This is a genomic window from Armatimonadota bacterium (assembly GCA_022563855.1).
In the GTDB taxonomy this organism is placed as follows: domain Bacteria; phylum Armatimonadota; class Fimbriimonadia; order Fimbriimonadales; family Fimbriimonadaceae; genus JADFMN01.
Genome location: JADFMN010000005.1, coordinates 197083 through 209415, shown reverse-complemented (window position 1 = coordinate 209415; position 12333 = coordinate 197083). Strand labels below are relative to the sequence as shown.

8 protein-coding genes, 1 pseudogene and 1 riboswitch are annotated in these 12333 nt (G+C 60.0%); of the genes and pseudogenes, 4 read left to right on the top strand and 5 right to left on the bottom strand.

Annotated elements, in window-relative coordinates; translation table 11 throughout:
• On the top strand, nt 1–1449 hold the full coding sequence (locus IH944_08540; protein ID MCH7904596.1) for a DUF1501 domain-containing protein: 1449 nt from the start codon (nt 1–3) through the stop codon (nt 1447–1449).
• A 1747-nt stretch (nt 1450–3196) separates the two neighbouring features.
• On the top strand, nt 3197–5605 hold the full coding sequence (locus tag IH944_08535) for a zinc-dependent metalloprotease (GenBank protein MCH7904595.1): 2409 nt from the start codon (nt 3197–3199) through the stop codon (nt 5603–5605).
• On the opposite strand, the gene IH944_08530 is transcribed toward IH944_08535, so the two are convergent.
• The 5 genes and pseudogenes from IH944_08530 to IH944_08510 all read right to left on the bottom strand — a co-directional run bounded on the left by IH944_08530 (nt 5602) and on the right by IH944_08510 (nt 10550).
• Complete coding sequence (locus IH944_08530; protein MCH7904594.1) at nt 5602–6876, bottom strand: HAMP domain-containing histidine kinase; 1275 nt, start codon at nt 6874–6876, stop codon at nt 5602–5604. The two genes, IH944_08535 and IH944_08530, sit on opposite strands and share 4 nt — an antisense overlap.
• A 253-nt stretch (nt 6877–7129) precedes the next feature.
• On the bottom strand, nt 7130–7702 hold the full coding sequence (locus IH944_08525) for a cysteine dioxygenase family protein (protein MCH7904593.1): 573 nt from the start codon (nt 7700–7702) through the stop codon (nt 7130–7132).
• A gap of 12 nt (nt 7703–7714) precedes the next feature.
• Nucleotides 7715–8950, bottom strand: coding sequence for a cysteine desulfurase-like protein (locus IH944_08520; protein MCH7904592.1), 1236 nt, complete (start codon nt 8948–8950; stop codon nt 7715–7717).
• A 28-nt stretch (nt 8951–8978) separates the two neighbouring features.
• A complete protein-coding gene (locus IH944_08515) occupies nt 8979–9698 on the bottom strand; it encodes a hypothetical protein (GenBank protein ID MCH7904591.1) in 720 nt (239 codons plus the stop codon).
• Between the two features lie 753 nt (nt 9699–10451).
• A pseudogene (locus tag IH944_08510) lies at nt 10452–10550 on the bottom strand (prepilin-type N-terminal cleavage/methylation domain-containing protein).
• Nucleotides 10551–10609: 59 nt separating this feature from the next.
• Nucleotides 10610–10716: riboswitch (TPP riboswitch) on the bottom strand.
• Between the two features lie 76 nt (nt 10717–10792).
• Here IH944_08510 and IH944_08505 point away from each other — a divergent pair.
• A complete protein-coding gene (locus IH944_08505) occupies nt 10793–11635 on the top strand; it encodes a TIM barrel protein (protein ID MCH7904590.1) in 843 nt (280 codons plus the stop codon).
• A 6-nt stretch (nt 11636–11641) separates the two neighbouring features.
• The gene (locus tag IH944_08500; protein ID MCH7904589.1) at nt 11642–12277 is read left to right on the top strand and encodes an HAD-IA family hydrolase; all 636 of its coding nucleotides are present in this window, start codon (nt 11642–11644) and stop codon (nt 12275–12277) included.
• The last annotated feature ends 56 nt before the right edge of the window (nt 12278–12333 follow it).

Genomic DNA, 12333 nt, shown 5'->3' with positions numbered 1-12333 from the left:
ATGATCAACGCACTGAAGAACATCACACGCAGAGCTTTATTCCGGCAGATGGGATACGGAATCGGCGCGACTGCGCTCTCCTCGCTGCTCATGAAGCCGGGCGTGAAGGCGCTTCTGCCAACGCAGGACCCCGTCAATCCGCTAGCGGCAAAGCCTTCGCACTTTCCTGCCAAGGCGAAGAACGTGATCTATCTGTTCATGGCTGGCGCGCCGTCGCAAGTCGACATGTTCGACCCGAAGCCGATCTTGCAGGAGCTTGATGGAGAGGACTGCCCGGCGGATATCCTCGAAGGCGAACGGTTCGCGTTCATCCGGGGCACGCCAAAGCTGCTCGGCTCCCCGTTCGAGTTCGAACAGTGTGGAGAATCGGGCCAGTGGGTGACCGAACTGCTGCCGCATTTCAAGACGATCGTCGACGACGTGTCCATTATTCGCTCGATGCACACGGAGCAGTTCAATCACGCCCCCGCGCAGATATTCATGAACACGGGTTTCCGAATACCCGGGAGGCCGAGCATGGGATCGTGGCTGACGTACGGGCTCGGCAGTGAGAACGCAGATCTGCCCGGGTTCGTCGTTCTGATCTCCGGGATCGCCAACCCGGACGGCGGCAAGGCGTGCTGGGGCAGCGGGTTCCTGCCGAGCGTTTTTCAAGGCGTGCAGTTCCGGTCTGAGGGCGACCCGGTGCTGTTCGTGACAAACCCCGAGGGCGTGACCGACGGCGTGCGGCGCGACACGTTTGATGCCATCCGTGATCTGAACCAGATGCGGTACGAGGAGACGCTCGATCCGGAAATCCAAACGCGCATCGCCCAGTACGAACTCGCGTACCGGATGCAGACGAGCGTCCCGGAACTGATGGACATCTCAGGCGAATCCGAGGCGACGCACATCGCGTACGGAACCGATCCGGGGGCACGGAGCTTCGCGAACAACTGCCTGCTTGCTCGCCGGCTGGTCGAAAGGGGCGTGCGGTTCGTCCAGCTTTACCACCGCGGTTGGGATCACCACGGAACCAATCAGGGTGAGTCTATCGACGGCGGCCTTCCCGTGCTGTGCAAACAGATCGACCAGCCGATCGCAGCCCTGATCAAAGACCTCAAGCAGCGCGGACTGCTCGACGAGACGATCGTCGTCTGGGGCGGCGAGTTCGGCCGGACGCCGATGAACGAGGCTCGCGGCGGGTCGAAGTTCAAAGGCCGCGACCACCACCCGCGCGCGTTCACGATGTGGATGGCCGGGGGAGGGATCAAGCCCGGCGTCTCATACGGCCTGACCGACGAACTCGGCTACAATATCGTCGAAAACCCGGTACACATCAACGACCTTCACGCAACGATCCTCCACCAGATGGGCATGGACCACACTCGGCTGACATATCGGTATCAAGGCCGGGACTTCCGTCTGACGGATGTCGGTGGGAATGTCATCAAGGATTTGACTGGGTAGGCTAATCTGGTGACTGATAGTAAAGAGGCGCGATCATGGTTGCCTTACACGGGCATTCGGACAACCATGCCACCCGCCCGTCTGCCGGTTGCCAATGGAGTGTATTCACGATGTTTCATGAGATGGGGCACATTTGTGGGCCGGGTTGCAATTCCCATGACGACGACGGTCCTAGTCAAACAGACCTAAACGAGTATGCCAAATGCGTTCGAGATTGCCTTCTCTTATTGCCTTCCTGACCCCTCTTGCACTACTAGGCTGCACTGCGCCAGGAGATGGCGGAGAGCCTTCCGGGGCTGCTAGCGCAGTCGCGGTTTCTGGCGACTTTCAAGTCACGTTGAATCGGACCACAGATGAGTTCTCTTCGAACAAAATATACATTGAAGTATCAATAACAAACCTCTCATCTAATACAATAACTGCATACGCCCCGGATTCGGACTGGACTCTCTATGTGAGATCGGGTGCAATTGTCAGGCGCGCCTACACTTACTCACCCACGATGGATACGGGAGCCTGGGAGACCCTAAACCCCAACGATTCAATCGTTGGATACCTTGGCTTACAGTCGTTTCTTGATTCATCGAATTCCCGGAACGGTTGGCACCGATGTGACTTGTACTACGACGATAAAAATGTTAACGGTTCGGCACCAAACTATGGATTCACAGATCAAAGCGAAATCGGCCAAATCGAACTTCCAAGTATCGACGTGTATGTGAAATGGAGAAAAATAACTGACTGGAGGCCGGCTACGCCGTGAAGAGCTATTACACCGTGAACGGGAGGATTCGAGGCGAGTCCTCGGGAGGGACGCGGACGAACTACCTCCACGACGCCCTCGGTTCGGTTACTGCAACCACCAATTCAGCGACGGGTGGCATGGTTGTCCCGATGATCGTGCGTGACAGCCATGAACTTCATCTACAACATATCGTCCATTCTCAACGCAGGATTAGGTCGCGTTCGGGAGTTCGGAGGTTCGGCAGTTCGGGAGAATCGCGAACAGCGAACGGCGCGATAGCCCGTGAGCATCCGAGTCGTGCGTTTTTTTACGCTACGCTCCGGGGCGCCGACGGAGCAGCGCCCTCCATCGGGTGCCGCCGCCCGCTTCGCCGTCGCCCAGACGGCCAGAAAGTGGTGATTGTCGAATCAGGCGGAGAGTGCCGTCCCCTCAACCGCGCTCCTTTCCTTCGATCCGCTCAGGACAGGCTCGCTCAGGATGACGGTTGAGGGGACTCGTCGCATCACTCAGCACTCCGCACTCAGCACTCAGCACTCAGCATTCAGCACTCGGCACTCGGCGCGTGGCATGGTTGCCCCGATGACCGTGCGGGGTAGCCATGAAGTCCATCTGCAACACATCGCCAAGTCACAGGTGCGGCTCGCAAGGATGCTCGCCCTCCCTTGGATGCGTCGGCCACTTCGCCGTCGCCTGGTCGTCGCCAAGCAGTCGCCCCGTGCATCGTTCAGCAATCAGCATTCAGCATTCAGCATTCAGCACTCAGCACTCCGCACTCAGCACTCAGCATTCAGCACTCGGCACTCGGCACTCGCCAGGCCGCGGCTCGCGGGGACGCTCGCCCTCCCTTGGATGCGTCGGCCGCTTCGCCGTCGCCTGGTCGTCGCCAAGCAGTCGCCCCTGATCATCCTTTTGCAAACTGGTCACTGCAAACTGCCAACTCCCCTCGACCCTAGACCCTCGATCCTCGACCCTGAACGCCCCGTTTCGAGTATAAGAACAATCATGACGCGCGCGATGATCGTCTTGACAGTTCTCGCCCTGAGCGCCCTGGCGCTTGGGCAGACTCCGATCGAAGAGATGACCGAGGGCATGGAGCGGCACGACGGGCTCCTGACTACGTTCCACGAAGCCAAGGCGAACAAGCTGATGATGCTGATCCGGCCCCAGGACATGCGCGAGTTCCTGATGCTCAGCGCGATCCGAACGGGGCTCGGGTCGAACGACGTCGGGCTCGACCGCGGCCAACTCGGCCCGTCCTACGTCGTCGAGATCAAGCGGATGGCCGACAAGATCGTCTTCTTCGTCCCCAACCTCGGTTTCCGCGCCGAACAGGGGTCGCCAGCCGAACGGCGATCCGTGGCCGAGGCGTTCGCACCATCGGTCCTCTGGGCGACCAAGATAGAGGCCGAGGACGACGACGGCAACCTGCTGATCGATCTGACCTCGTTCGTCCTGCGCGACGCACACCATGTGGGGCGATCGCTCGCCGGACAGGGCTCTGCCAGCATCGATGCCGGAAAGAGCGCGATCGACTTCGAGCAGTGCCTCTCGTTCCCGAAGAACCTGGAGTTCGAAGCGTTCCTGACGTTCAAGGTCTCCGGCCCCGGCAACTTCGTGCGCGCGACGACTGAAATCCCCGAAAGCTGGAGCCTCGTGCAGCACGTCTCGATCGTCGAGCTCCCCGACGACGGCTATCAGAGGCGCGAGGCCGACACCCGCATCGGCGCATTCGGAATCTCGTACCTCGACTACACCGTTCCGCTCAGCGAGTCGATCAGCAAGCGGTTCATCGCTCGACACCGACTTGAGAAAGGGGATCCGAACGCCGCGATGTCCGAGCCGATCGAGCCGATCATTTATTACGTCGACCACGCCGCGCCAGAGCCGGTAAGGTCCGCGCTCATCGAGGGCGCTAGCTGGTGGAACGAAGCGTTCGAGGAGGCAGGCTTCATCAACGCGTTCCAGGTCAAGGTCCTCCCCGAAGACGCCCACCCGCTCGACATTCGCTACAACGTCATCCAGTGGGTCCACCGCTCCACGCGCGGCTGGTCCTACGGCGCGTCCGTCAGGGATCCGAGAACCGGCGAGATCATCAAAGGCCACGTCTCGCTCGGCTCACTTCGAGTGCGGCAAGACCGCCTGATCTTCGAAGGCCTGCTCGGCGTCGAGAAGACCGGAAGCGGAGACGCGGACGACCCGGTGGAGCTTGCCCTCGCGCGAATTCGCCAACTTTCAGCCCATGAAGTTGGACACACGATCGGCCTCGCTCACAATTTCGCGGCGAGCACCTACGGACGAGGCTCGGTGATGGACTACCCCGCGCCGCTCGTCCGCGTCGATGGCGATCAGCTCGACGTCAGCGAGGTCTACGACGTAGGGATCGGCGTGTACGACAAGCACGCGGTGAAGTGGATGTACTCGCAGTTCACGAGCAACGAGGACGAAGAGCTTGAGCGAATCATACGCGATGGACAGAGGCGCGGCCTGCTCTTCCTGAGCGACCAGGACGCCCGCTCAGCAGGCGCCGCCGACCCGAGAGCAAGCCTTTGGGACAACGGGCGGGACGCGGTCGAAGGACTGCGCGAGACGATGGCCGTTCGCGAAATCGCGCTCAAGAACTTCGGCAGGCGCAATCTCGCAAACGACCAGCCGCTGTCGATGCTCCAGGAGGTGTTCGTTCCGATCTTCCTTTACCACCGCTACCAGGTCGAGGCCGCCGCGAAGGCGATCGGCGGCGTGTACTACGCGCACACGGTGAACAGCGACGGAGTGCGACCGTTCACCCTCGTGCCCGCCAGCCTGCAGCGCGATGCGCTCAATGCGCTGATGGAGTGCTTGGAGGAAGACTTCCTGACCGTGCCGCACAACGTCGTACAACTGATCGGCCCTCGACCGTACGGCTTCGGCGGGAACCGCGAGATATTCGGAACACGGACAAGCCCCACCTTCGATCCGGTAACCGCGTCAGAGGCTGCGGCGGACACCGTCTTGAGGTTTCTGCTCAACCCGACAAGGCTAGAGCGGGTGATCCAACAGACGAGGCCCCGCGCCGACCTCCCCGGCATCGACGAAGTTCTCGGCACGACAACCGAGGTCGTATTCGGCCCGTCGTGGGCGCGGCGCGATATCAGCCCGGTCGGATGGGCGTTGCGGAAGCTGTACCTGAACAGGCTGATGCAGCTGGCGGCAGACACTTCGAACTCAATCCACCTCCGGGCGGCAGCTCGGGAGCAACTGGTTTCCATCAAGAACAGGATGGACCTCTCTGATCCGAAGAAGGCGCTGGTCGATGAGGAGATCGAGAGGTTCCTCTTCCGTCCTGCGGGAACGACGTTCGACTACGCCAGGCCAAGCGCAGCGCCGCCGGGAAGTCCGATCGGATGGCAGCAGTTCTGCAGCGTCGGCGGCTAGCCGGAGAACTCAAGCGGAATCACAGCTATGAACGTAGAGCCTTCGCCCGGCTCCGAATACGCCTCAAGGCTCCCGCCGTGCATGTCTAGAACGCGCTTGCAGGAGTCCAGGCCGAAGCCCGTGCCTTCGATGCCTAGAGCGTCGTCCACCACTCTTATGGTAGCTGTGAATACTCGATCCAACTGGCTTTCCGTCATGCCGATCCCCTCATCCCTGAAGGAGACTCGAACGAACTTGGAGTCTTTCTCGAGCGATACCGTTACCGTGTTGCCCGTGCCCGGCGAATACTTGACCGCGTTGCTCGTGAGATTCTCGATTACGCGCCGGATCTTTCTCCTATCGGCCACGATGTTGCACGCTTCGACGGCACCTATCAACCGAATTCTGTGATCGCGGGCGCGCTCGGTGTGTCGCTCCGCAATGATCGTCTGCTGTACGAGTCGCGCGATGTCGAACTCTTCTGGGAGCGGTCGCCAAGCGTCGTCCAACGGCTTTAGAATGTCGTCCAGGTCGTCCTGCAGTCTCTCGGTCTGCTCTACGACGCCGCGCAACAGCTCCATCGTCGTCGCCAAGTCCTCCACGAAGTCTGTGGTCAGCAGCGTCTCCGCGTAACCGCGGATCACAGCAAGAGGAGTCTTGAGGTCGTGGACGACGTTTCTTCTCAGGGAGGCTCCGAGCCGCTCTGTCCGGGCGACTTCGTGGACGAGTTCTGGGTACATCGCCATCCTGCTGGTAACGCGGACCATCAGCTCGAAGAGGCGCAGTTCGGATTCGCTGAATGGTCGCGCTTCGCTGAAACCCAACAGCATCCACCCCAGCCCGCCGCGAGGGCGCTCCCAACTCGCACCCAGTACCGTCTTCGGCGACAGACCGGTTACTTCGGCAAGAGCAGGCAGCAACTTGTCTTCCGCGCCGCACCAGAACGGTTCAGCGCCCGTGAGTAGGAGCGCGCTAATCTTGCCACCCTGCTGCATCAGCGACGAAACGTCTTTCCCTAACTCGTGCAAAATAGGGTCGATGGGTTCGTCACTGGGCAACTTCGCCAGCGGAACACAACCGTCGCACGGCTTCCGAGGGTTCTCGATCGGCAGGAACCACCACTCTTGGCGCGATTGATTGGAAAGCAGAATGCCAAAGAACAGGTAATCGGGGAACGGACGAACGGTGTGCGCGCATGCGACGCGCATTACGTCCATGTTGTCGTGACATTCGCTCAGCTCCTCGATAAGGTCGAGGAGCGTCCGCTCTGCCTGGCTAACTACCTGTTCCACCAATCCGATCAGCCCTCAGGGTACTCCGCAAGCTCGGTCATCGCCGCCTGTACCGCTGCTGTACGGCGACAGCACGCTCACAACAGTAGTATTGGCTCGCAACCATCACTCCTCAAGTCCTCGCGGCATCTCCTGAGCCGCATGGCACGGGATAACCGCGTGCAAGCCTGCACCTGTTCCTTTGACGCCTTTCGGAGGGAATTGTTCGTTCATTCCAGGCAAATCGGTACCTACTGCGCAGGCCGCAGGCCGTTCATGGCGAGTAGCAAAGCTCACACTTCTCCTTTCTGTAGCCATCGCCCTCAGGAACGAACTTGTTGCAGCAGGTCAATTCCTCAGCGTAGACGTGCACCGTCACAGACGGACCGTCGGTGTCGTTCGCCAGCACGTGGTACTCGAACGGAGGGATGAGCGCGCCCGCGGCTCCAACGCCCGCGTGAACGGTGGTCACCTTAGTCAGCCGGGCGAGTCCGTCCTCATCCTCTGACTCCATCCGGTACGAATCGACCTTCACTCGTCCCTTGTAGACGCATTCCACGCACCACTTGCCAGCGTGGTCGTGCAGCGGTGTTTCCTGGCCTGGCCCCCAGACCATGACGACCACGGAGTAGCGCCCGGCCGGATCGCGATGCAGAAGGCGCCTGGCGTAGGTGTCTGGCAAGGGGACGAGCAGGCTCTCGTCGAGAAAGTCGTGCTGCGCACGAAACATGCGCTCTAAGATCTCTTTGACCTTACTGCACTTGCCGTCCGTGCAATCGTCTTCCACGGCCTCGTCCAACTGGCCGATCAGCTCCTCTACGGACGTTGCAACACGGGTTTCGCTCACGATGCCCCCATTCTACAAGACTGAGTGCAGGGATTGGATCAACCTGTCAACTTCCTCGGCGCTGTTGTAGTGGACGGCGCTGATCCGGACGAAGCCTGTATCCGTGGGAGCCCCCAAACGCCCGCAGAGCCGGGATGCGTACATGTGCCCGCACCGGATACCGATTTCAGGGCCGTTGACCTTGCCCACGACTTCGGCTGAGTTCAGCGAGTCGTGCAAGAAGCAAATCGTCGGATGGCGGTCTCCAGCGCTTGCAGATCGAGGCCCGACCAAGCGAATCGAGTCCACACCCGTCAAGTACTCCATCAACTGAGCCTGGATCAGCACTTCGAACTCTCGCATGGCGCGGAACGCCTGCTCGACGACCTTTCGGTCCACTTCGGGCCGATCCGATCCGGTCACGAACGCCAGGTAGTCGCCGAGCCCCAGGATGCCTGCCAGCGCTTCGTACGGCTGACATCCAAGCTCCCACTTCCACGGCAGGTCGTCGTCCGCGATAAAGTAGTGGTTCGGCCCGCTCAGCTCTGCCCAAGCCTCCGTGGTACCGAACAGACCGGCGATGTGCGGCCCGTACAACTTGTACATCGAGACCGTGTAAAAGTCGACGTCCCAAGCCTGCACGTCGACTGCCCCATGTGCCGCAAACGCAACGCCGTCGACGACTATCTGCGCCCCGACGGCGTGCGCCATTTCGGCCACCCTCTGCACGTCCATGATGTCGCCCAGCAAGTTCGACGTGTGCGCGACGGCGACGAGCTTGGTGCGCGGCCCCAGCAGGCTCTTCAGCTCCTCGTAACTGTAGTCGCCGCTCTCCGGATCAACGTCCCACCACACAACCTTCGCCCCGGCTTTCTCCAGCCTGATCCACGGCGAGATGTTGGATTCGTGGTTCGCGATCGACACGACGACCTCGTCACCGGGCTCGATGTGATCCGCCATCGAATTGCTCAGTCTGTAAAGCAGATCGGTGGTCGATGGCCCGAGAACAGTCGTCCCAACCCCTTCCCCGTTCATCAGAACGTTAGCGAATGCCTTCGCTGAGTCTGCGGTTTCAGTCACAGCATCGGACGCCGGATACCCCGCACCAATCTGAACGTACGCGTTCGTCAGCAGGTCGGTCATCCTGTCGATCACCTGCTTAGGAAGCAGCGATCCGCCCGCGTTTTCGAAGAACGCGAAACCGGATTCGAGCGCTGGGAACTGTGCGCGGATTTGCTCGTGCGTCGCTAACTGGGTCGTGCCTGCCACCCTGGAATCTTGGCACATCGCACGCGCGTCAACGCTCGATCCACTCAACAGGATCGTCCGTCACGTCCGGCGGATGCGGCGCGTAGTCTTGCGGCTCGATCACTCCGTAGATGGCATTCGGCGCTCCTGTCCTGTAGGCCCAGCCCTGATCGCCAAAGCTCCAGTGCCAGTACTCGGAAGGGTAGTTCGTCATGCCCCCGGCCAGTAGTGCGTCAGCCAATATCCGCCTGCGTTCCTTGGATTCAACCGTCAGCCCCTTAGCGTCGAACAGAAACGCCTTTGGATCCATGAATTCATATGGCGCACGCAGGTCCAACTCGTTCAGATTCTCATCGAGCAGGAACAGGTCCACGGCCGCGCCGGTCGAGTGCGGCGGCGGCACCTTGTCGTTCATCGGCGCGGTGTACCGGTTTGTGGTTCGCCTCAGCTGCGCGTCGCTCCATTCCGGATGCATCTTCTTGAACCGGTTCCACGATCGGAGATACATGCGGCGTTGAATGTGGTGAGGTCGCCACCCCTCCAGCACACCGAGCCGGTAACCGGGCGCCAGCGCCTCGCTGGCAGCGCACAGCATCCGTGCAACCGTCTCGCGCACGACCGTCTCGTAGCGGTAGTTGAAAACGGGCTTCGCCTTGACCAGTTTCGGACAGAGGTCAAGATAGTCGACGAGCGGGTCGCCGTTGTCGACTATCTTGACACGCTTCAACTCGGTGACCGGCTCTGCAATAGAGATATTGCGTTTCTTCACGCCAGCGGACATTATCTCCGACCGGTGCTCTCCTTCTAGGACGTATACGTCATATACGTCCTATAGACCGGTCCGGGAGTGCCCATTTTCAAGCTAGTCGCAGACGCCGTACCAGTCGCCGGTCCAGGAGTCCGGGTTTTCGTCGCCAGACCTGTGTCCATCCGGCGAAACGTACTGGGCGTCGAACTGACCTGGCCCGGTGATGAACTTCGCATGGCTGTCGGCGTAAATTACAGTTCCACCGATGTCACTCCATGTTCTGTAGTAGTTGTAAGGTGGATCGCAGTCGTAGAAGTAGCGCGCGCAGTCGATATCGACCTTGCGCGAGAAGAACGGAAACATCTCGACGCGCATCATTCGACTTTCGGCCGGAAACTGGATCATCGTCGACGTAACGATCCTCGAGAAGTCGTACAGAGTATTGTTCTGCGACGACTCGCCCGCAACGATCGAGAACATGCACTGCGTGAACCTGTAGGAGCTGCCGTACGCCTGCCAGTAGGTGGTTGCGCCCGGCACATCGATGCTGGCGAAGGGGCCTCCTACATCGTTCGGGCTCAAGAAGATAGGCTCGCTCTTCGTGTACGGGAAGAGCAAGACTTCGACGCCTTTGTGCCCTTCGACGCCGGCTGGCGGGTCGCTGTTGTATGCGTAGAAAATCGGCATCGTATCGTCGTAGTCGACCAGGTACATCGAGACGGCCATGCCGATCTCGCGCGCCTGGACGACCTCTTTGATGTTCTTCGCCGACGCCTTGGCGCGTGAATAGACTGGGAACAAGATCGCCGCAAGGATTGCGATGATCGCAATAACGACGAGCAGTTCGATGAGCGTAAATGCGGAACGTTTCAAGTTTCTTAACCTCCAATGGCGTGGACCTTCTCACCGATTGCAGAGTTGGCCAAGAACCTTGGAGGCCGCGAACGCAATCCCTACGCCGGAATTACCCGGATCAGGTTCAAGGGGACATCCCGGCAAACCGGGAATCTCAGCCATCGCAGCGCCCCCTGCGAGCAAATTAACGCCTAGACCAATTATGCACGAATAGGGACAGATTCGATGGGTAATCGCTCGCAGAGTTCCAGGTTTCTGCGATGCGCGCCAGCATTGAGGCCCGAGGACTGCTCGAACCGGCGAACATCTGGCAGAATCCTCTCAAGCCAATGGAACCGACCCTAGACTCCGTCAAGATCGCCGTTCAGCTGTATACGCTCCGCGACCTGATGGCGGACGACTTCTTCGGAACGATCGAAAAGCTCGCAGAGATCGGATTCAAGACTGGCCAACCGGCTGGACTGTTCGGCAACAACCCTAAGAAGGTTCGCAAGCGGTGCGACGACATCGGGTTCCGCCTAATCGCTCCCCACGTCGGCCTTGACGACCTTGAGAAACGCCCCGGCAAAGTCGCAAAAACGTGCCAGGCGCTGGGAACGCAGCACGCGGTGCTGCCGTGGATCGGCAAAGATGTCTACGCCGACGGGTGGGGTCTAGTCGCTGACAGGTTAGAGCGAATCGGGAAGAGGCTGATCGAAGACGGAATCCGGCTGCTGTACCACAACCACGCCTTTGAGTTCGAACAGGACAAGCTGCAAAAGCGCCCAGGTTTCCAAGTGCTGTGGGAGGCCGCAAACCCGGAGTACGTGCAGTGCGAGATGGACGCGTACTGGGTTCAGTACGGCGGCGGCGATCCCGTCGCCTACCTCAACAGATTGAGCGGCCGCGTCGTGACGATGCACTTCAAAGACATGTCCGCTGAGGCTGATCGGGGGTTTGAAGACGTCGGGTCGGGGGTTTTGCAGTGGGATCCGATCATTGAAGCCGCCCGGGAAACGAACGTGCAGTACGCCATTATCGAGCGAGACACTTGCATCGAAAGCCCTTTCGTACACGTCCGCCGCAGCCGCGAGTACATGCTGAAGATGGGTCTGCGGGACTAACGCCAGATGTCGCATCGAGTTGTGGCGTTCGACCTCGGTGGCGTGCTGATCAGAATCTGCAACCGTTGGTCGGACGCCGTTGAGCTAGCGCTGCCAGAACAAGGTCTGAACGAAGGCCTTGGATTGCTGAACGAATCGACAGCACTGGTTGCCTACCAAGCAGGAAAATTCGATACGAGCGAGTATCTGGTCGAACTAGCCAGGTTTCTTGGCTGCCGGACGGCGGACCAGGCGAAGCTTGTCCATAACGCGATTCTGGTGGAACCTTATCCCGGAACAGCTGAACTGACGCAGGACATCGCGTCCGCGGGTCTTCAAACCGGCTGCCTATCCAACACAAACGATTTACACTGGCAGGAGATCTTTGGCAGCGGCAGGTTCCCCTTTGCCGATCTGCTGACCGTAAACGTAGCATCGCACCACGTAGGCGTCAACAAGCCCGACCCCGCAATGTTTGAAGCGTTTGAACGCAAATCCGGCTTTTCCGGCAGTGAGATCGTGTACTTCGACGACACGAAGGAGAACGTGGAAGCCGCCCGAGTAAGGGGTTGGCATGCGCACGCTGTCGATCCGTCCGTTGGCACGACGAGCCAAGTCCGCCGCACCTTGGGCCTGGCAATAATCCCGGGTATCGAGCCATGAAGCCGCGTGTCGTTAGGAGTTCTGGCGGAAATACCGGGCAAAGCGTGGAATAAGGG